Here is a 23591-nt window from a genome sequence, read left to right as displayed (position 1 = left end):
CCGCATAGTGCAGTTAGTGAGTCGACACCAATTGTTAACGTATGCCAGTTCTTGTCTTCCGAATAATGAAACGGATTAATATATAGTATAGCCACAAAAATGGTGATTTGACTGTATAGACTAAGATTGGTTTATAAAAAGTTCAATTGGCATAGTTTTCGCTAATCACCCACCGCCAAATTTACTAACTAATAAAGACGGACTACAGGCTGATTAATCATCTGTATCTAATTATATTGTAGTACTTACTTAGAGGTAACTTTCTATAAAAGAGCTTTTTAGACGGTTATACTTGTGAGGTGGTCGGCAAAAACTGCTATTTGGCATAGTTTTCGATGATTTTGTAGTGAGCAAAAAGGTCTTTCTGTGCCAGGAAAGATATTTAGTGACTAAATAAAATCTGGTTGTCTGAATAACTAGGCATATGTATGACATATTTTGTTCGAATTAGACCGTCCAAATAAAGTTGCAGATGGAAGAAATGTCTACGCTACACAAAGAACATCTTGAGCCTTCAACAGGGCATCGCTGGCTGCAAAGGAGTCAGAACTCTGTGAAGCAGCAGAGCCAAATCGTCCGTATTACAGGATGGTTGATCCAGTTTTTTCTGGGGCTAATTCCTAAAAGACTATTATCGTCCCGGATAGTAGCATTTTCTCTTTATAATCAATTACTTACTACTCATTCATTCCGTTTTTTAGCTGGGAATTTATCTGTAAGTCAGGATGTACCCCGGTCATATCGAGAGCCGCCTGATATACTCGATTCTGGGCCACCCGGTCTACAAAAAGATACTCAACAGCAAGCTTTAAATTTATTAGTGCCTTATCCAATGAATGAGCAATTTCTACTAGACATGTCACCTTACGATGATTCCTCTGGAATAGGTGTAAAGTCCAAGCGAGCAATGGCATCGGGAGTCAGCAGCTTCAATAAGCTGCTATCTTCGTTGGTTGCCTATGGTCGCTGGGCCACAATACCTGTTTCTAAAGGGGCTTTGTCGTTATTGACGTTTTTGCTGTGCTGGCTGACGCTGGTACCAGCACAGGCGCAGGCGCAACAGATTAATTTAGGTCTTCATACTAAAGTTGATAATCAAGCACCTGCCATTAACAGCGTAGTTACCTATACAATTACGGTAACGAACAGTGTGAGTGCTGCTACGACAGCTACGAATGTAGAAGTAACCAATCAACTTCCTGAAGGTGGAGTAACTTACCTGCCAGGATCGGCCAGTGCGTTACGTGGTACGGCAACCTTTACTCCCCCTGCTTCTGCAACTGGCGGAACAGGGGTTTGGGCTATACCATCTATTGCACCAAATGATTCGGTTATACTTGTTCTAAAAGCTACAGTACTTGATCGCGGTGTATGGTTTAATACAGCGGAGGTTACGCGGGCTGACCAAACGGATACCAATTCGCTTCCGAACAATCAGAACTTAACCGAGGATGATTACGATGCTGTTTGTTTTTCAGTACCTATCTTATGGTACGTAGGTGATGAATATACCGTAACGATTCCATCTGGCTACGATCAGATCGTTTGGTATCGGGATAACATACCTGTCAGTACTTCCGCAATATCTACATCATTGGCTGAAGTGAATTCTGATGGGTCTCTAACAATTAAGAGCCCCGGTACGTATCGATTCGTTACGTACCGTAATGGTTGTCCAGCAACAAACTGTTGTGATATCCAAATTATTCAGGGACCTTATGGTAGTCTGGGTGATTATGTATGGAGTGATACTGATCGTGATGGTCAACAGGATTCGGGCGAACCTCCTATCAGCGGGGTTAAAGTCTATTTATATGACCAGACTCAGACAACTATACTAGATTCGACATTTACCGATGCGAACGGTAAATACCTGTTTGATAGTTTGACTGATGGTAGTTACGTAGTACGTTTTATAGCTCCAACAGGTTATACCGCAACAGTCGCTAATTCATCGGGTGTTACTGACGAATTGGATAGCGATGCGGGTGTCAATGGTTATACTGGTATTTATACAATTGATACGAGCCAGCCAGAATCAAGCACAGCCAGAAATAATCCAACAGTTGATGCAGGATTCTATCTCCCAACCGCTACGTTGGGTGACTATGTATGGCATGATCTGGACCGTGATGGTCAGCAGGATGCTGGCGAGCCAGGTATTCCGGGCGTGACCGTTACGTTGGTGAGCAACGGCACAGTGGTGGCTACGATGGTTACCGATGCTAGTGGCTTGTACAGCTTCACAGGCTTGACTCCGGGTGTACCTTACTCGGTGAGCTTCACCACGCCATCGGGCATGACGGCGACGGTGTCGAACGTAGGTCCAGACGGCAGTGATTCTGATCCTGTGGGAGGCATCACCGCCCCGGTGACGCTGACGGCAGGTGAGAACAACCTGACCTTGGACGCTGGGTTCTACTTCCCAACTGCTACGTTGGGTGACTATGTATGGCATGATCTGGATCGGGATGGTCAGCAGGACGCGGGTGAGCCGGGCATTCCGGGTGTAACCGTGACACTGGTGAGCAACGGTACGGTTGTGTCTACGATGGTTACCGATGCTAGTGGCTTGTACAGCTTCACAGGCTTGACACCGGGCGTACCTTACTCGGTGAGCTTCACCACGCCATCGGGCATGACGGCGACGGTGTCGAACGTAGGTCCAGACGGCAGTGATTCTGATCCCGTGGGAGGCATCACCGCCCCGGTGACGCTGACGGCGGGTGAGAACAACCTGACCTTGGACGCTGGGTTCTACTTCCCGACCGCTTCACTTGGTGACTTTGTATTTGCCGACAACAACAGTAACGGTATTCAGGATGTGGGCGATACACCAATTGCAGGTGTAATAGTAACACTGATTAGCAACGGTACGGTTGTGGCTACGACCACCACGGACGCTAGTGGCTTATATAGCTTCACAGGCTTGACTCCAGGTGTACCTTATTCAGTAAGCTTTACGGCTCCAGCCGGATACACTGCTACCGCTCCTGGAGTAGGTGGTGATGATACAGCGGATAGTGATATTGATCCTGTGACAGGTACGACACGTAGCGTTACACTGGCGCCTGGTGAAAATTTCCCAGATCTGGATGCTGGTTACACGCCACCATCTTCGCCAACAGTTGTAGCTGCTTTGGGTAACTATGTATGGGCCGATCTGAATGGAAATGGAATTCAAGACCCAACAGAGCTACCAATACAAGGCGTAATCGTGACACTGATCAGCAATGGTACAGTAGTAGCAACTACAGTAACCAATGCAAGTGGTATCTATAGCTTCACAGGGCTGACTCCAGGTGTACCTTATTCGGTAAGCTTTACAGCACCAACCGGATACACAGCTACTACACCGAATGTTGGGGATGACGCTTTCGATTCTGATCCAATAGGAGGTATCACGGCTCCCGTGACGCTGACAGCAGGTGAGAATAATACTACAATCGATGCTGGGTTTACGCCAATCTTCGATGTAGGTATTGCTAAAGCAGTTATCAGTACTGGTCCTTACTACCCAGGTAGCTCGATCCAGTATCAACTGACTGTGACGAATAACTCAGTAGTGCCAGTTTACAATGTGCGGGTGAATGATAATTTACCGACAGGTGTAAGCTTTGTAAGTGGAGCTGGCTTCACGAGCACAAGCCCAAATTCGGTAAGTGCATTACTAGCAGGCCCATTAGCTGCCAATGGCGGCAGCGCAAGCCTGACACTAACGGTGCAGGTAAGTGCTGGCTACTCGCTAAGTAACGTAGTGAACGTAGCAATTGTCGACCGCTTTACGTCTACCACTGACATCTCTGGTACTCCACCTGTAGATAGCAATCCGACAAATAACACGGCGACTGTTACTGTACCACTGGGTCAGTATGCTAGCCTGGGTGATTATGTATGGAGCGATACAGATCGTGATGGTCAGCAGGACGCAGGTGAGCCAGGCATTTCAGGTGTTATCGTGACGTTAATAAGCAATGGTAGTGTAGTGGCTACGGCCACGACCGATGCTAGTGGCTTGTATAGCTTCACAGGTCTGACTCCGGGTGTACCTTACTCAGTAAGCTTCACTACGCCAACAGGCATGACGGCTACCACACCAAATGTGGGTTCTGATGCAACTGATTCAGATCCAATAGGTGGTATTACTGGCCCAATCACGCTGACGGCCGGCGAGAATAACACGACGATTGATGCTGGGTTCTATCCTGCGTGTCCGACCAACTTCGGTCTGATTGCATCAAACGATCTGATTATCTGCACGGGTGAATCGGCAACGTTAACGGCATCAAGCTCGGTAACAGCCGCTCAGATCCGTTGGTATATGACGCAAGTTGGTGGAGCTGCTTTTGACACTACAGCTAGTGGACAGCCGCTCGTTGTGACGCCGACTACGCTGACAACGTATTTCGCTGAAGCCTTCACGGTTGATGGTTGCGTAAGCCCGCGTGAACCCGTTAGCGTATCTGTAATCACAGTAACAACACCTGTAATTGCAGCTAACATCGCTAATACGTGCCCAGAGACGACAGTCAATCTAGCAACGGTTCAGATTCAGAATCAGGTGCCAGGCGTTACCTACGAATGGTATACAACCGCTACTCCTTCTGTTGCAACTCGGGTAACAAACCTGACAGCAGTAGGCGCTGGTCAATACTACGTATTTGCGAAAGCAGGTACTTGCTACAGCACACCAGCAGTGATCACGGCACAAATTACGAACTGTAACTGTCAGAACGTAGCCGTAGTAACGGTAGGGCCTAGCGCAACAATCTGCGCCGGTGGAACAGTAGTTGCTCAGGCAACCATCTCTGGTTCTGCAACGGGTGTTACGTGGTCAACGAACGGCACAGGCGGATTTACTAATCCAACTAGCCTAACTACGACCTATACGCCATCGGCGGCTGATATCGCGGCTGGTTCAGTTCTGCTGACAGCTACTACGAACGATCCAGATGGTGCTGGTGTTTGCCAGGCTGCTACAAGCTCGTTCATTTTGAGAATCAACAGACGTCCTGATGCTCCTGTAGGTGTAGCTTGTGATGATACGTTGGTTTGTCAGGGTAACAGCACGATGTTAGTTGGCTTCGCACCAAATGGTCGAATCAACTGGTACAATCAGGCTGGTACGTTGATTGGCACAACCGTTAGTGGTGGCAAATTAATGGTAACGCCATCTACAACAGGCCCAGTAGTTTACACTGCTGAAGCGATTAGCCCAGAAGGTTGTATCAGCGAGCGCACATCGCTTACGATTGTAGTTGGACAATGTCTGGCAGATCTAGCTGTTGTGAAAGCTGTTGTTACGCCTGGTCCATATAGTGTTGGTCAGAAAATAACGTATTCGCTGACTGCCTCTAACAATGGTCCGGTCACCGCTACGGGTGTAAGAGTGGTTGACATTCTGTCGCCATCACTGACCTACGTAAGCTCAACGCCAACGGGTCAATACAGCCCAGCAACGGGTGTGTGGAATATTGGTACGCTAACATCAGGTTCGAATCGTAACCTGTTAATCGAAGTAACGATTAACGGTGGTACGTCGATCCGTAACGTAGCGATCATCGGTGGACCGAATAACGATCCGAAGTATCCAGATAATGATACGTCGAGCGTTGTGATTCCGGTTAATCCATGTGTGGCTCAGGCTCCAATAATCGACTGCGCAATCACTGAAATTTGCCGTGGTGGAACAACCACGCTCACAGCGAAAGGTTGCGAAGGTGGTTCGGTAATCTGGTCGGATGGTAAAACAGGTAAAACCATATTTGTTGCACCAACGACAACGACGACCTATACTGCAAGTTGCGTAGTGGGTAGCTGCACCAGCACGGCTTCTAACTCGGTTACAGTAACCGTACTTGATCCGCAGGCGCCAGTTATCACGGCTAGCTCTGAGAATGTTTGCCCAGGTACTTCCGTAACGTTAACCGCTTCAGGTTGTACGGGTGGTACAGTAATCTGGTCTGACAGAGCACAAAGCGGTAACTCGATTGTGGTAACTGTAAATAGCAGAACTACTTACACGGCGCAGTGTCAGATTGCAGGTTGCTTGAGCAGCCCAGCGATCAAGACTATCAACATCGCGAACGACTTGCCAAGACCAACTATCGTATGTAGTACGTCGGTAGTTTGCCCAGGCGAAGCCGTAACGCTGACAGTTGAAAATTGCACGGGTACGCCAGTCTGGAACAGCACAACGGCTACAACATCCAGCATCACAGTAATTCCGACGGCTGGTCATAACACCTACTCAGTATACTGTAAAAATGGATCTTGCACCAGTGCTTCGTCGCCTGTTTACACGATTGATATCGTAGCACCAAGAATACCAACCGTCACAGCTAGCGCCGATACGGTCTGCGTGGGTGGTCGGGTAGTATTGACTGCAACAGGTTGCAACGGTACTGTACAATGGTCGAATGGCGTAACAGGTGTAAGCAGCATCACGGTTAATCCGAATGCGAACATCAGCTACTACGCTGAGTGCAAGTTCCGCACTTGCCTGAGCGCACCATCGAACACGGTGAATCTTGTTGTGCTGTCGCTACCAACACCAGAAGTTACGGCTGATAAGTCGATCATCTGTAGTGGTGAGAAAGTGACGCTCACCGCAACGGGTTGCCAAGGTACAGTGAAGTGGTATGGAATTGATCGGATTGGAGCCAGCATTGACATCTATCCGACAGAAACCAAAGAATACTACGCTACCTGTAAACTAGGTGCTTGTGAAAGTGATCCATCGACACGTGTACGTGTAACGGTAAATACATCGTCTGCACCTGCTCCAACCATTACCGCATCGACAACTGCAATCTGCAGCGGTGGAACGGTATCTCTGACAGCAACGGGCTGCACCAGCGGCACGGTGATCTGGTCAGATGGTCAGACAGGTTCGGTGATTTCGGTAACGCCAACTGCTGCTAACCATTCTTACTACGCGCTTTGCAAAGCTGGTGCGCAATGTGGCACAGGTCGTTCAAATACGATTAATATCAACGTAACGCCAACACCAAAACCAACGATCGTTCGCTGCCTCTGTAGTGCCGATACAGTTTGTGCTGGTGAAGAGGTAGAACTATCGGTGAAAAACTGTCAGGGTGTACCACACTGGAGCACAGGAGAGACAACGACTACAATCTTTGTATCGCCAAGTGTAACAACCGGATACACAGTTTATTGTCAGGACGGTGTTTGTGTGAGTCCAACGTCTGATACGTACACGATCACAGTAATTCCGGCAGCAGTTCCGACCATTACGGCATCGGCAACGTCGGTAACGCCTGGTGGATCGGTAACGCTGACAGCTTCTGGCTGTAACGGTACGGTAATCTGGTCGGCTAACGATATCAACGGTAATGATGTTGGTACGTCGATAGTAGTACAGCCAGTAGGTACACAGAGCTACTACGCACGCTGCAAATTCCGAGTTTGCCTAAGCGACCCATCGAACACGATTATCATTAATCCTGGCGATTGTGCAGCGAATGCAGGTACACTGGTTCCTGTAAGTGGAACAGTTTGTGGTGGTTCGAGTGGAACGGTTGTCATTGCCGCTACGCCAAATGGTGGTCTGATTCAGCCAGCCAGCTACTCGGTAGTATATGCGCTGACAGAAGCAGGTACAGTTAAGCAAATTGGCTCACTGCCAGAGTTTACAGTACCATCGACGGCCGCTAACTACAGTATCCATACGTTAGTATACAGTGCTGATGCTGCTAGTCCGCAATACATCGATCTGTCTGTGATTCTGCCGAATGTGACGACAAGTGCTGATATTCTGGCGCTGCTTCGTAACAAGTGTGCAGCCTTCGATACAACCGGTGTACCAGTAGCCGTAAGCAATCTGCAGGCACCAGTTATAGCAGGTGGCCCATCGATCACAGCTTGCTCTGGTGGTGTAGTATCGCTAACTGCAACAGGCTGTGCAGGTGGAACAGTGACCTGGTCGGATAACTCGGTTGGTGAAACGATTCAGAAAACGATCTACAACAATACTTGGCTAACGGCTACCTGCACCATCAATGGTTGCACAAGCCCAATGTCTGAGCGCGTCGACATCGTTATAGGCAATTCGGTCATCCCAGTTATCGTAACTAACAAACTGGCTGCCTGTGTGGGTGAAACGGTATCGCTGACAGCAACGGGTTGCACGGGTGGTACGTACATCTGGTCGGATAGCACAACGGTTGGTCCGATACTGACTGTAACGCCGAACGCTAATGTTAGCTACCGTGTGAGATGTAAAGTAGGCGATTGCCTGAGCGACTGGTCGGCAACGACGACTATCGAAGTTGGCAGACCTGCTGCACCAACCATCTCGATTGCTGGTGTAACAGGCAACAGCACCACCGCTTGCTTCGGTGCACCAGTAACCTTAACAGCAGAAGGTTGTGGTCCGAATAGCTACGTAACATGGTCGAACAATCAGGTAGGAACGTCGATCACCGTATCGCTGGCTAGTAGTGCTACGTTCACCGCAATGTGTTGCAACTCGGCAGCTTGTAAGAGCGAACCGTCGAACGCTGTAACTGTAACGGTGACGCCGAAAGTGCCACAGCCAACAGTAGTCGACAAAACCAATACGTGTCCGTTCAATACGGTTGACCTGAGCACCGCTGTAACAAGCGCTACAGCTACAACGGGTGGTGTGTTCGAGTTCTATACTGATGCTTCGTTGAGCCCTGCTTCAAAAGTGGCTAACCCAGCGGCTGTAGGTACAGGAACGTACTACGTTGTTGAGCGTACGGTTAATGGTTGCGCTAGCCTGCCAGTAGCGATTCATGTCCAAATCAGAACTTGTGAAGAGCAGACACCTTGTGATGCTACGAATCCGGCTACGGCCAGTGCAGGAGTTGATGCAAGTATCTGCGCGGCAAAAACGTATCAACTGAGTGGTGCCATGGGCGGTGCGGGTAAAACCGCCCACTGGACCACCAGTGGTACTGGTTCGTTCGATAACGCTTTTACACTGAACGCTGTCTATACAGCGAGTGCAGAAGACTTACTGTCAGGGCGAGTAACACTGACGTTGTCGGTAAGCACTAATAATGCAGCTTGCCCTGTGGCAACTGATGACATGGTGTTAACCATCAACGGTAGCCGCTCAGTACCTGTCGTTACCATCGTTGGAGCTACTAACTTCTGCTATGGTGATTCCGTAATCCTGAGAGCACCTGCTGGTGCTGCTGGTTACAAATGGAATACGAATGCAACAACTCAGGAAATCATCGTGAAAACGAGCGGTGTCTATAGTGTTCAGTTAATGGATGCCAACGGCTGTAGCTCGGTTAAATCGGATGATGTAACTGTACACGTATCAGACCCAGTTCTGCCACCGCTGGTACACAACCTGCGCAATACGTGTCCGTCGAAAATTGTTGACCTGACGCAAGCCTTGTCGACAACGAACGTTGGTAGCAGCTACATCTATCAGATTTGTGCCTGTGTAACATCGAACGTAATTGCTCGCCCGGATTCAGTTTGCGAAGGCACGTACTGGATTGTTGAGCGAAATGCGGCAGGTTGCCGTAGCCTCCCAGCCAAAGTGGTTGTGAAAGTGTTCGATTGCGCTTCTGATACGTTGAATGCTGACGTTAGTATCGCTAAACTGGCCAGTGCAGCAGTTGTACAAAACGGTGGCCCTGTTACGTATACAGTTACTGTAAGCAACGCAGGTCCGCATACGGCTAAGAATATTGATGTACGTGACGTACTGCCAGACGGTCTGGAACTGGTGCCTGCTATCCCAGCAAGCTACACAGTGTCGAGTGGTGTACTTTACAAACACATCGATAGCCTGCAGGTTGGTCAGTCTACAGACGTCGTCTACTCGGCACGTGTTGTGAAGAAAGGTGTAGATATTGTTAACAAGGCAGAGATTGTTTACCTCGATAACAAAGACGCTAATCTGGCAAACAATTCGTCGAGTGTAACCGTGAAAGATACCAGTTCGCATAAAGCTAGTCTGGTTGGTCTGGCAAAAGCAGTGCTTGGTACGCCAGCAACGATTGGTGACTCGCTCATTAAAGTTTCCTACAGCTTCGTAGCAACAAACTTTGGTGACGATACGCTGAGAAAAGTACAGGTAGTTGATGATCTGGCCTTCGCGTTCTCACCAAACTCGGTAGTATCTACTACGTTGACGACTTCTGGTACGAACGTAACGCTGCGTCCAAATCTGGCTTTCACTGGCTCAGGAAGTGACGCTAATCTGTTCGATTCGACGAGCTACATTGCCCCTGGCAAATCGCAGCACTTCAAACTGGATGTATTAGTGAAACGGGCTACTGGTGATACAACCAAGTCGTTCAGCAACATTGCTACGATTACCGCCCTGAACAGTGTAACATCTGTGTCGGATACGTCGGTCGATGGAGGAGATTCTGATCCAGATCAGGATGGCAATCCGACCAACAACACGAGCGCATCTAGCTTCACACTCGGCTCGCAACAGCCAACAGGTGCAAGCATCGGTGTTGCACTGGCGGTGGTGAAAATCGAAGCGCAACCGGATAGTTCATACAACGTCACCTACAAAGCGACGATTAAGAACTTCGGTGATGTTGAACTGAAAAACATCAGCCTGACCGATTCGCTGACGAAAGTCTTCACGGCACCAGCTACGTATTCGGTAGTAGGCGCGCCAATCGTAGGTGTAGGTAGTACACTGGTGGCAAACGCAAGCTTCGATGGTAATGTACATCCTGATCTGCTAACCAACGCTAGTCATCTGGCTGCCGGTGCACAGGATACCGTACTGATCACGGTGAATGTGAAAACCAACGGTAACAATGGTCCGTTCTATTCGAACGTAACAGGGGTAGGTCTGTCGCCAGATTCAATACGAGTTATGGATGTATCGAATAACGGTCTTGATCCGCTCGCTGTTGGTTCGAAACCAACAACGGTACGCTTCGATCTGCCACAGGCTCTGTTGGGCGTAGCGAAATCGGTAGGTACACCAACTCAGGTAGAAGAGGGTATCTATGACGTACCATACACCATTGAGCTGGCTAACCTTGGTACTGTTCCGCTGACGAATGTACAGGTAGAGGATAAACTATCCGAAACCTTCGGCAACGGTGCGCTGATTGTTAGCAACCGCATCCCGGTTACGAGCACAGGTACTGTCGCTGTCGACACGCTGTACTCTGGTCAGGGACTGATCACCAAACTGCTGGTTGATTCGCTCAGTACGTTAGCTGTCGGTGCAAAAGCATCGTTGAGCTTCACGGTTCGGGTAGATGTGAAAAATGCTGATACGCTGACATTCTACAACACGGCAACGGCTAAAGCGGTTGCTCCCGATAGCTCGGTAGTTGAAGATATCTCGACAGCAGGTACAGACAACGACCCCGATGCTGACCTTGATCCACGTAACGATAGCAGACCAACGCCAGTGGCGCTGAATGCACTCTCTACATCGACGCACATCGGTGTGGCAATGGCAGTACGTGATACAGCTCGTCAGGCAGACGGTACGTTTAATGTTACGTATCAGATTGTGGTGAAAAACTACGGAACGGAAGAACTGAAAAATGTAACTGTCACCGACTCGTTGTCGAAAGTCTTCAACAGTCAGACAGGTGCAACCTTCACGCTCGTTGGTTCTCCGGTGATAACCTCAACAGGTAGTGCGCTGAAACTAAATCCTGGCTTCAACGGTGATTCTGATCCGGTGATCGTACTAGGTGATAGTACCAGCATACTGGGTGTAGGCAAAGTCGATACGATGTTAGTAGTTGTGAATGTGGCAACCAACGGTACCACAACAACGTATCTGAACTCGGCTTACGCAGAAGCAACTTCGAAATCGGGTAAGGTTAGCGATGTGTCGACGAACGGATTGAATCCGGACCTCAACGGCAACAACAACCCAACCGATTCGAACGAACGCGAGGCTACTCCGCTCAATCTGCCAGCGACGAACACGACGGTATTCATACCACAAGGGTTCTCGCCGAACGGTGATGGTGTTAACGATCTGTTTGTGATACGTGGGGCCGCTGGCCTAACAGTTAGTCTGGAAGTGTACAACCGCTGGGGCCACATGGTTTACCAGAACAATAACTACCAGAATGATTGGGATGGTAAGCCAAACACAGGCATCGCTGTTGGAGCAGATCCGAACGGCCTGCCAGATGGAACGTACTACTACATCATTACTTTGAGCGACGGACGTAAGTTTGTTCGATACATGACGATTAACCGCTAATACCGATGTCAAATCAGTTTTCAATCAAACATTGGGCAGGTGCGCTGCTGCTGATCCTAGGGATCGGCAGCGGCCAGGTCCGGGCACAGCAGGACAAGATGTTCTCTCAGTACATGTTCAACATGCTGGCCCTTAACCCGGCTTATGCCGGTAGCCGCGACGTACTGAGTATGTCGGCCCTCTATCGTAACCAGTGGACAGGTGTTCAGGGAGCTCCTCAAACCGCTACGTTCACGATGGATATGCCACTTAATCAGGAGCGGGTTGGCGTCGGATTGCAGCTCTACGGCGATAAGTTTGGCGAAATGCAGGAAGCTGGTGCATTTGCATCGTATGCTTTCCGCATTAAAGTTGGTGCAAAGTCGACACTGGCGTTGGGTTTACAGGGGGGCGCATCAAGTTTCCAGTGGAACCTTGCTAATGTGCAAACCAGTCCAGACGGCACGGGTTTACCCGATCCCGCCTTTGCCAGTAACATTTCGAAAGTGCTGCCAAATTTTGGTACGGGTATTTACCTCAGCAACGACCGCGCTTATCTGAGTCTTTCAGTACCTCGGCTGATCAAAAATAAACTGAGTGAGTATAACTCAGGTGATTATCGGTCAGTACAGCGTCGTCACGCGTACGCAGCCGCTGGTTTTGTGGTAGGATTAGGGCCTGCTGTTAAAATGAAGCCATCGATGTTGGTTAAGTATGCTGAAGGTGCTCCGCTTGGATTTGATGGTAACATTAACTTCTGGTTTGCCGATCGCATTGCCATTGGCGCTTCGATTCGCCGGAACCAGTTCTCGTCCTGGACACAATACAGCACCGATGCCATTGTGGGAATGGTGGAAGTGCAGTTGACCGATCAGTTCCGGTTTGGCTATTCGTACGACCGCACGATGAATAATTTTCAAAGTGTAGCGCCAAGTTCACACGAAATTATGATCCGATATGAATTCGGATTTGGTAAAAACCGCATCCTGACTCCGCGTTATTTCTAACCGGTCGGGATAACACACAAAAAAGCGAAAGATTGAAAAACCTAGTAAATGGGTTTTGCTCTTTCGCTTTTTTTGTGAACTTTATATGTACCTATTTGGTGTATTTTTTGCTTAAAATTAAGATATAATTTCTTTATAGAGCTAAACATAAACACCTGCTTTTCTCTTCTTGCGCTTTCCAACTTTTAAGTTTATGATACGTACCGTTTCACTAATCGGGCTGCTGTGGCTATTTATTACTCAGTCAATAGCGCAGTCACTCATCAAACAGGGCGATCGTCAGTTTGATCAGCTAGCCTATGCCAAAGCTGTAGAACTTTATGAAAAAGCGCTTAGTAGTTCTGAAAAAAGTAACGAAGCAGAACTCAAAGACGCCAAAGCCAAACTAGGTTACAGTTACCAACAGCTACGTGATACCCAGAATGCTGAACGGATTTATCGGGATTTAATCGGTGATGGTAGTTTATCGAATGACTATGCGAAATGTTACTTGTACTACGCTCAGGTATTAGCCAGTAATGGAAAATACAGGGAAGCACAAACGGCTTACGAGAAGTATGGAAAAATTCAGGAGTCTGATAAACGTAGTCCATCGTTCACAAAGCTCTATAAGGATGTCAGCGCACTTACACGTAACGCTGGTAGTTATAAGGTCGAATACCTGAAAATGAATACCAAGAAAGCCGAATTTAGTCCAATGTTTTACCGGGATGGTCTGGTTTTCGTTTCTACAGGTCATGGCGGAAATGGTGTGAAACGGGTATTCAAATGGAATAACTCACCTTTTCTGGATCTCTACTATTTGCCAGACCTGAGTAGTATTCGTGTTGACAAAGCCTCAAGTCTTGGCGGTAGTTCAGCGTCGGTAAAACAAAAGCGCACACAGTTAATCCGCCCGTTGGGCAGTGATGATTTTACGGCTCCAACTGCCAATGATACTAAAACGGTTGGTTTCTATGGTGGCTATAATATGACAATGGGCTATGAAGATGCGCCATTGAGTGACTCCGATCAGTTTAGCCGGACGTTAAATACAAAATACCATGAAGGGCCGCTTACCTTCACAAAAGATGGGTCACGGGTAGTCTTCACACGTAATAACTTCAATGAAGGACATTTTCGTAAAAGTATCGACGGTATCAATAAACTAAAGTTGTACACGGCTACGCAAACAAATGGATACTGGAGCAAAGCCGAAGAGCTTCCATTCAATAGCGATGAGTTTTCAACAGGGCATCCAGCTCTTTCTAAGGATGATCAACTCCTTTATTTTGCCTCAGATCGTCCGGGCGGTTATGGTGGCACAGATATCTACGTATCGCGCTGGACAAACGGAAAATGGGGAGAACCAATTAATCTGGGTAAAGAAGTTAATACAAAGGGTAATGAGATGTTTCCTTTTGTGGATGAGAAAGGAAATCTTTACTTCTCGTCCGATGGACATCCTGGTCTAGGTGATCTGGATATGTTCTATGCGCAGATCGTGTCCGATGGCAAGGAAGGGAAAATGGTACGTAATTTGGGCGAACCGCTCAATTCACCTAAAGATGATTTCGGTATTGTAACCGATGGAGACCGAAAAACTGGTTTTTTTAGCTCGAATCGGAAAAACGGTGGTGCAGATGATGATCTATACCGCTTCGCTCGTGAAGGCTCGCTCTATCCCTGTCGTCAGTTAACATTGAGCGTGTTCGATGCTGAATCGAGAGAGCCGCTTGCCAACGCTTCGGTTGCTCTTGATAATGCTGCCAGTGACGGACAGAAACAGTTGAAAACCGATGCTGAAGGATTGGTACGTGTTTGTATCGACGCCGATAGTGAAGTGAAATTTCAGGCAAGTCAGACTGGTTATCAGGATAATAAACTCGGTTTCTCTACAAAGGATTTATCTGATGATCAACCTTCCCGGCTAGAGATTCCGCTTGTGAAATTGGCCCCTGCGAAACCCGCAACAATAACCATACGAGGCCGAATAACTACACAAACCGATAAAAAGCCAATAGCTGGAGTGAAAGTGGTGATTGTTAGCGAATGCGATGGTACGTCGCAGGATACGTTAACCGGAGAAGATGGCAGCTACGTATTTGTTGTGAAAGCGGGCTGTGATTACTCACTTGAAGCCATGAAAGATAATATGGGTACGTCTGGTAGCCGGGTTTCGAAAGAAGGTGTTGGCACAACCGATTTAGCCATGTTTAAAAAAGGCGATGTTATTCAAATCGACAATATCTATTACGATTTGAATAAAGCAGCCATTCGACCTGATGCTGCTGTTGAACTGGATAAAGTTGTGGCACTCTTGAAAAAGTATCCGGCCATGACGATTGAAATGCGCTCGCATACCGATAGTAGGTCGTCAGCTAAATACAACACTACGTTATCTGGCAATCGGGCACGGGCTGCTGTAACCTATTTAAAATCGAAAGGAGTAGCTCCAAAACGGATGGTAGCAAAAGGGTATGGTGAAAGTCTACCGTTGAACAAGTGTAAAGACGGGGTTAAATGCTCAGAAGAAGAGTATCAACAAAACCGCCGAACAGAGATCAAAATTCTGAAAATGGGATAAATCAGTTTAATTACTACCGAAATTGGTATGATAACTATGATTTAAAGAGATTTTGTCAATCATACGGCAACTCTAACAACTTTGTGTAGAAAGCCTAGCCAGTGCTCAAGTATTGGAATAGACTGATTATCATTTCTATTACCAATACTTGCACCAAGTGGCTTCAAATTGATAGTCATAAACACAAATAACGTAGTAGGTTTTAAGCAGAAATCCTCGCAAATTGAACCCTCATCCAATAGTTTTATGCGCATTGCATCTCCTTACTTTGTTGCATGTGGGTTACTGCTTAGCTTGTTAACCTGTATTTCTGAGCGTGCTCAGGCTCAGAAAGAAGTTCTGTATTCGCAATACCTGATCACACCTCTTAGCATTAATCCAGCGTATGCAGGTAGCCGTGAGTCTTTGCATTTAACAGCTTCGCTTCGGCGGAAATGGATTGGCGTTCGGTTCGCACCAGTTACGCAAACGGTATCGGTAGATGGTGCCATTGGGAAAATAGGACTGGGCTTTCAGGCGCAAAACGACCGAATGGGACTTTATGCAGCTACGGGTGCTTATGGAAGTATTGCGTATCGGTTTAACCTGCCTGCATTGGCAAAATTGTCGATAGGGGTTCAGGGTGGCGTAAACGTATTGCCAATCTATGATTTTGCCAGCGCATCGAGTCTTAACCGAGCCATTGCGAGTTTTGGCATTGGTATTTACTATCAGTCTGACCGATTCTTTGGTGGTATTTCGGCACCCGAAATGACGGGAGAAGCGCTTGACTTATCAGGTCGCTATCTCTACAAAAGTGTTAGGCCAATTATGGTACAGGCTGGTACGAATCTTAGTATTGGTGAAAATTCCGTTTTAATACCATCTGTATTGGTATCGAAAATTGCCGACAGGCCACTGGGAGTCGATCTGAACGTAAAGGCTTGGTTCAATGAGCAGTTTGGACTTGGGTTGTCTTATCGCCAGAATAGTCCTGGTTTGATACAGACGAACTATTTACAGGCTTCGGCTGAATACCAGTTGACAAAAGCAATTCGGTTAGGCTATATATTTTATTCAAAAACACCAGAGAACCCAAATGCCGCATTGTATTTCCAGCAAAGTACGCACGAAATCATGCTACGTTTTGCCCCAAATGTGTTGAAATTTACCTATTAAATGTCAGCCAACCATGTAGTAAGCTGCACATATTATCACGCTTTATTTAACTAATAATTGAACGCCCGTTTGAAACCTTACGACGAGATTTCTGGGGCTGATATGCTTCGCTACCTCACGGCCGAAAGTCGTATGCCCGCTCAATCTACCATACAGAACTTGTACATACCCAGCGATCTCGACCGCGAGTTTCCGTTGGCTCCTCACTTTGTTCAGACGTTTGGTAGTTATCCTAATTACTTACATTTTAACGATGATTTTAAACTATCGGCGCGTGAATTACTCGACGAACGTGGTTTTACATTAATAAACCATTCCGCGCGGGTCACCGACGAGGGGTGGCACATTATCGAGCGAATTTATCAACATAGTGACGGTATTTTGCTGAAAGCTGAGTTTGTAGGTGACCGTTTTTTTCGATTATACGGATTTTATCGGGATGAAGCATCCGCTAAAACCCTCTTGACCGGATTCCACGAACACAAATACGTTCATGAAGATAATCAAACGCATATTTATCTGATTCAAAGTGGATTAGGTGGTTTGCATACAGAACGGGTCGATATTACACCGCCTGATATTAACCTAGAACTGCATTATAACGAAGATTTTCTACCTGTTCATGAGCGTTTGGTCAATCTATTGGCAGAGCCTAAAAGTAAAGGCTTAATTCTGCTGCATGGCGAGCCGGGCACAGGAAAAACAACCTATATCAAATATCTCAGCTCGCTGATTAAGAAAGATATGTTGATTCTGCCGCCATACATGACCAACTATCTGACATCGCCAGAGATTATACCGTTTCTGCTCGATAATAAAGATTCGGTGCTGATCATTGAGGATGCTGAACGCATTTTACAATCGCGGGAAGCTGGTGGTGATACCAACAGCGTATCGAATATCCTGAACCTCACAGATGGATTATTGGCCGACTGTATGCATATTCAGGTAATTGCTACGTTCAACGCAAGCAAACACTTGTTAGACAAAGCTTTACTGCGAAAAGGACGCCTGATGGTTGATTATGCTTTTGGTAAATTGACGCCTGTTAAAGCTAATGATTTGCTGACTCAGTTGGGTGCTGATTTTCGTACAAAAGAGCCGATGACGTTGGCCGATATTTTCAATCTGGAAGAGCAGACAGTTTCGGGCGAGCGGCATGAGGTGAAAATGGGATTCTGATCAGTTAGGGCTTGGCTGGCTTCTTTCGCGGAGTTTTGTCTTTTTCGCGTACCGATTCACGTTGATTGAGTTCCCTCACTTTGTCTTCATGAATGTCTTCCGCTTCTTCAATCGAATGAGAGAGAGATAAGCTAGCTTCACTTTTAGCTCGCTCCGCCAGTTCGCCAAAAAATCGGTGCAACGACCGGAGTTCTTCTTCGGTCAGGTCTTCTACGTTGAGGAGTCGATTACTGGCTTTCCGATTAACGGCAATAAGTTCGTTTAACTTAATCTGCATGGCCAGTGAATCCTTGTTCTGCGATTTCTGAATCAGAAAAACCATTAGGAACGTAATAATTGTTGTTCCTGTATTTATCACCAGTTGCCACGTATCGGAGTAGCCAAATAAAGGCCCTGTGGCAACCCAAATAATAACGGTAAGCAGGGCTAATAGGAAAGCCATGGAAGACCCCGTAACTTCTGTAGCTTTTGAGGCTAATCGTTCAAAAAAACCGGCAGATTTATTCGTATTCATAGATCAGGTAGGAATTGAGAAATTTCTCTAATAACAGAATTACGTAGCGTTTGTGATATTAAATTCATTTAATGAAGAAACGTAACGCTTCCCGAAATTTCAATAGCGTACTACGTCTTTACCGGTCGAATCGGTTTGGGACGGACTTGTGAAAACAGGTGCGGTAACCTCATGATTGACTCCTTTTTTGCGTCTGGTTCGGCGCACCTTCGGCATCGACAATACCAGGTCGGCTTGTTTTAACATGGCATTTACTCCACCATATCCCACTCCTCTGTGTACGATTTCGCCTGTTGGAATAAAATACAAAGCAGTTGGATAACTGGCTACGGCGAATAAACGAGCTAACGCAGCGCCCTCGCCGACTTCGGCGTCAAGCTGATAACTGATGAAATTTTCATTAAACTTGGTACCAACTTCCGGATTTGGGAACGCTTCGCGCGACATCCGTTTGCAGGGTGGGCACCAGCTCGTATGGAAATCGACATAAATCGGTTTATTCTGGCGTTTCGCTTCCTGCAAAACTTCCTGCCATGATCCTGTAAAAAAACGGATGCCAGCAGGTTCTTCGAATGGATAATCGGTAGGCCAGAAAAAGCTTATGAACGTAGCAAACAGGAAAAGGCTTTTCATAAGCCAAATGTAGAAACTTAAACCGTTGTGCCGCTACGTAGAAGATTAGGTAGGTGATAGAATTACAGATTCCTGATATCACCCCACCCTAAATTCCTCTCCCGTAGCCCGTAGGGAGGGACTTGCCTTCGCTCGTTTTAAATTCCCTCCTTACGGGGAGGGAATTTAGGGTGGGGTAAATAGGTTGAAATCAGGCAGCTAATGATTTGCCCTGTTGATAATGTGAAGGAGTTAGACCCGTATATTTTTTGAACGCGATCGAAAAGTGTTGCGCGTGTTCATACCCTAACCGATCGGCAACTTCATCGACAGATAAGGCACTGTTACGTAGTAGTTGACCCGCATGATCCATACGTAATTTGCGCAGGTAGTTGAAAACGGTTGTATCGAACAAAAGCTTGAAGCCTTTTTTGACCTTAAATTCATTCAACAGGCAATAGCGACTTAGCTGAGCTAATGAATGTTCAGTCAGAAAATTAGCATCCAGATACGCTCTTAACTGCAATAGTTTCTCAATTTCATTAGGCGGAATTTGCTCAGAAATGCCAGTGGGATTTCTGAATTGCTCAATTTGCAAAGCTATCAATTCCAGGACCCGCGACTGAATCAGCAAATTCCTCATAGGCCCCGTAGCTTTGGAGTGCCGGATATCATCGATCAGATAAAGCATTTGGGGAGTAATGGTTGGTGTTCCGCGCATACCTGAAAAGGGTCGTCCATGTTCCAAGTCTGACAAAATCCGCTCGCTCCACGAATCGTCCGCACCTATAGCCGACGCGAAAAACGCCTTATCAATACCTAACAGCAGATTCGTCATCCGCTGACCACCTTTCATGTAATTAATATGCCCTGCTTCGGGTGCATGAATCAGATTATGCGTTCTGGCACGCATGTTCAGGTCATATTCCAGCCCTCTAAATCGCGAATCGATTGTGCCTTCGAGCATAAAATTGATTGAAATCGCATCGGAAGGAACAACATCACGAAGTTCGATATCATTAGTAGTTTCCCACTCCATATCAACCACCTGAAAATGGGAGAAATTAAAAGCTTTCAGGCTGATAGCACCCGCGCTCGGATGATACAAATAAGGGGCGCCAGCAGAACCGAACATACTTTTCGGCGAACAGGACTGTACATCAAATTCAAAAATATCGACGGTGTTGAAAACGCTGGTCATCGGATGCTGAGTCTTGTTTGGCTGGAATGATTTTGTTGATACGAGTCAGATGGTGGCATCGCTTACGTAGCACTTATACAAATCTATCTCTCTGCCTTTGGCGAAAGAGTTCTGCTACGTATCAACTGAAAAAATACATCCGCCAACAGACAATTCTGGCCGATGAACCGAAGTACGTCCCATCTGCTAAAATCCGTTTTGAGTAGCTTCTTATCCTTTTTGCGTAGGTGCCGAACAACGCTCAATCCTGAATTTTGTAAAGCGAAACGCCACTACGTTCGCACCCAACAACAACTACTTAATGAAGAAACCATGATACGTAAATTACTCAAATGGATGGGAATTATCGTGCTCACTCTGGTTGGCATAGTCCTGACAGGCTATTTCTACATAGCGCATACCATAAGCCAGCGGGCTGAAAAAACATACAGTTTCACTGCACAGGAATTGCCTGTTTCTACAGATAGCAGTGCGTTGAACCGGGGTAAGCATCTGGTTGCCATAAAAGGCTGCACCGAGTGCCACGGAGCTAACATGGCTGGTAAAATCATGGAAGAATCGCCAGAGGTTGGTTTGCTCGCTGCGAGTAATCTGACGAAAGGAAAAGGCGGTTTACCGGCTAATTACAGCACTGCCGATTGGGTAAAAGCGCTTCGGCACGGTATAGATCGAAATGGCCGCCCGCTTCTGATCATGCCTTCGCACGAAACGGCTTTACTATCGGGACAGGATATGGCCGCCATCATTGCCTATTGCCAGCAACTGCCACCCGTTGCCAACGTAGTACCTAAAACTAAGCCAGGTCCTATTCTCAACGTGATGACGTATCTGGATAAGGTTCCGTTGCTACCGGTCGAAATGATTGATCACAACCGGCCGCTGATAGCCAAAGCCGATACGTCGACCGGTATCGCGCAGGGGAAATACCTAGCCGTTGCCTGTAGTGGATGCCATCGGCCCAACCTGAAAGGAGGGGATGCCATTGTACCCGGCCAGCCACCTGTTCCGGATATAACCCGAAGGGGAGCGTTGGGAAAATGGTCGCAGGAGCAGTTTATCACTACGTTACGTACGGGCAAAACACCAGGTGGGCATCAGTTGAAAAATGAGGATATGCCCTGGAAAATGACGGCCGAGTATAGCCAAAAAGAACTGGTATCGCTGTATCAATATTTGCAGTCGCTTCAATAACAATTGTTTATCACGATGATACGACTGCGCCATTTCCTGATTGTTGGTTTGGGTGTTTCCAACGCAATAGACCATAAAAAAGCGGAATCCGCTGATTGGCTGAATCACGATCAGAAGAGTTACGTTAAAATCGACTTTGCCGGAACCTCCCGAATTTATACCGACATAGGTACCTGTACTTTTTCGCGAGTTGGCGCTACAGACTGTTGGTACGTTCGAGCTGGTGCAGGGAACCAGAATTATCTATCGATAGCCGTGTGCGGAGCTTCTAATGAACGTGCCTTTGCCTTCGGTACGAATCAATCCGTACAACCAGCGATCAGCCTACTTACCTACAGCCTCGGCAAATCCATCTACTCATCCTATCACAACGATGACCATCTATTGACGGAAGGTACAGTTCTGCTTGATCATTATAAGACCAAAACCGGAGTGAAAGGCTCATTTAAAGGGTTCCTAATGCCGCGTAACAATACACCTTTTTCCGCTAACGGAGCGTCCATTGCTGGCCAGTTTTGTCTGATTTGCTAGGCAAGCAGGTTTGCCTGCACAGATGGAATAAAAGATTAGCAACTGATTTTATAGAACACGAACACTAAACAACACTGGCCGGAATGGCTTTCACCTCATGAAATTTAAACAATATCTAATCGCCACAATAGGACTATTCAGCGTATTGGCAGCCTGCGAGACAAAACCAGACGTTTCACCAGTTAGACCCGTTTCACCAGCTATTGGTGGCACAGTCACAGAGATAGGTCAGCTTCAGGGAACACCTGTTAGTCAGATAATTGGGCCTGAAGGCGGCAGCCTCTCCACACCAGACGGAACGGTGCGCCTAACGCTGCCTGCGGGCGCGATTAGTCAGGCTACGACCATTACGATTCTGCCCATTACGAGTCACACACCCAACGGAATCGGGCAGGCATATCGCTTCTCGCCCGATGGCCTGCAATTCAGTAAGCCTGCTACGTTAACATTTCAATATACCAATGAGCAAGTATCGGCTAATGATGCGGATATGCTGAAAGTGGCTTATCAGGGGGCTAATAAAGTCTGGTATAACGTAACGGGTGCTCGGGTAGATACACAACAGAAACGAATTAGCGTACCGATGGCGCATTTTAGTGACTGGAGCGCCTACGAAATAGCTTACTTCGACAGCTTTATATTGACTTCCGGGCAGGAAACGTCGGCGGAATCAATCGCTTACGGGGAAACCATGTCAATTCATATTTTCGAGACCATTGTAGCCGAAGATGAATCTATTCAGCGTTTAGCCAGCGAAAATGTTGGGGAAGTGAAAGACGTAAAATGGTCGATTATCGGTCAGGGTAAGCTGGAAACGGTTCAGTCGAAGAAGGGAATACGTTACGTTGCTCCAGCAAAAGGCGATAAACGTATAACAGTTACAGTTAATGCCGAACTAACATTTCAGAACAGCCCCAAGAAACTGATTCTTGTTAAGACCATTTACGTTAGCAATAACTATGTTGAAGTAACTTTTAAAGGGCAAACCCAGCTTTATACGGATGTTTCACTGGCTCAGGTCACTACCGTAGATGGAAATCGACTCTGGGAAATTAACGCTGGTAAAAGCGAAACAAACTATTTGACGTTCACAATTTTTGGGGAATCGACAGGCACATTTCCGTTTGGTAATCCTCTGAAAACCAGTTCCGGCATCAGCGCTGGTCACTATAATTTCGGAAAATATGCTTACCGCACCAGTTATGCCTGTGTAGGTGACTTTCAGAATGGACTTCAGCTAACGCAGGGCTCCGTTGTTATTGACGAGTTCATCAAAAATAAACTGGCTATAGGCAAATTTTCCGGCTCGCTGATGACCGACGATGGTGAGGAAGACTGCCCCACCAAATTAGTGCCTATCAGTGGTAGCTTCCATCTGACCAGATAACAGGCCATATCCTGAATACAACAGTACTCCAATCAATTTTCTATACCAA

At 47.0% G+C, this 23591-nt stretch carries 11 protein-coding genes; 8 read left to right on the top strand and 3 right to left on the bottom strand.

Annotation, left to right across the window (positions count from 1 at the left end):
- The first annotated feature begins 832 nt into the window (after positions 1-832).
- The 5 genes from ACYVD4_RS13250 to ACYVD4_RS13230 all read left to right on the top strand — a co-directional run bounded on the left by ACYVD4_RS13250 (position 833) and on the right by ACYVD4_RS13230 (position 18106).
- A complete protein-coding gene (locus ACYVD4_RS13250; protein ID WP_460946325.1) occupies positions 833-12214 on the top strand; it encodes an SdrD B-like domain-containing protein in 11382 nt (3793 codons plus the stop codon).
- 5 nt (positions 12215-12219) lie between these two features.
- Positions 12220-13200, top strand: a complete 981-nt coding sequence (locus ACYVD4_RS13245; protein WP_460946323.1) for a PorP/SprF family type IX secretion system membrane protein — start codon at positions 12220-12222, stop codon at positions 13198-13200.
- A 193-nt stretch (positions 13201-13393) separates the two neighbouring features.
- A complete protein-coding gene (locus ACYVD4_RS13240; protein ID WP_460946321.1) occupies positions 13394-15766 on the top strand; it encodes a carboxypeptidase regulatory-like domain-containing protein in 2373 nt (790 codons plus the stop codon).
- A gap of 246 nt (positions 15767-16012) precedes the next feature.
- Positions 16013-16924 carry a PorP/SprF family type IX secretion system membrane protein gene (locus ACYVD4_RS13235; RefSeq protein WP_460946319.1) on the top strand — a complete coding sequence of 304 codons (912 nt, stop codon included), beginning with the start codon at positions 16013-16015 and terminating at the stop codon, positions 16922-16924.
- A 69-nt stretch (positions 16925-16993) separates the two neighbouring features.
- Complete coding sequence (locus tag ACYVD4_RS13230) at positions 16994-18106, top strand: AAA family ATPase (protein ID WP_460946317.1); 1113 nt, start codon at positions 16994-16996, stop codon at positions 18104-18106.
- A gap of 4 nt (positions 18107-18110) precedes the next feature.
- On the opposite strand, the gene ACYVD4_RS13225 is transcribed toward ACYVD4_RS13230, so the two are convergent.
- From ACYVD4_RS13225 to ACYVD4_RS13215, 3 genes are all read right to left on the bottom strand, one after another.
- Positions 18111-18620 (bottom strand): low affinity iron permease family protein, encoded by a 510-nt coding sequence (locus tag ACYVD4_RS13225; RefSeq protein ID WP_460946315.1) that lies wholly within the window; start codon positions 18618-18620, stop codon positions 18111-18113.
- 99 nt (positions 18621-18719) lie between these two features.
- On the bottom strand, positions 18720-19253 hold the full coding sequence (locus tag ACYVD4_RS13220; RefSeq protein ID WP_460946313.1) for a thioredoxin family protein: 534 nt from the start codon (positions 19251-19253) through the stop codon (positions 18720-18722).
- Between the two features lie 190 nt (positions 19254-19443).
- Positions 19444-20433 (bottom strand): helix-turn-helix transcriptional regulator, encoded by a 990-nt coding sequence (locus ACYVD4_RS13215; protein WP_460946311.1) that lies wholly within the window; start codon positions 20431-20433, stop codon positions 19444-19446.
- Between the two features lie 312 nt (positions 20434-20745).
- Between ACYVD4_RS13215 and ACYVD4_RS13210 the strand changes: the two genes are divergently transcribed.
- The 3 genes from ACYVD4_RS13210 to ACYVD4_RS13200 all read left to right on the top strand — a co-directional run bounded on the left by ACYVD4_RS13210 (position 20746) and on the right by ACYVD4_RS13200 (position 23542).
- Positions 20746-21624 (top strand): c-type cytochrome, encoded by an 879-nt coding sequence (locus ACYVD4_RS13210; RefSeq protein WP_460946309.1) that lies wholly within the window; start codon positions 20746-20748, stop codon positions 21622-21624.
- Between the two features lie 15 nt (positions 21625-21639).
- Positions 21640-22155 (top strand): hypothetical protein, encoded by a 516-nt coding sequence (locus ACYVD4_RS13205; RefSeq protein WP_460946307.1) that lies wholly within the window; start codon positions 21640-21642, stop codon positions 22153-22155.
- Between the two features lie 97 nt (positions 22156-22252).
- Positions 22253-23542, top strand: coding sequence for a hypothetical protein (locus ACYVD4_RS13200; protein ID WP_460946305.1), 1290 nt, complete (start codon positions 22253-22255; stop codon positions 23540-23542).
- Positions 23543-23591 lie beyond the last annotated feature (49 nt).

This window comes from Spirosoma daeguense (assembly GCF_054776875.1).
This window is presented reverse-complemented; position numbering and strand designations above follow the sequence as displayed.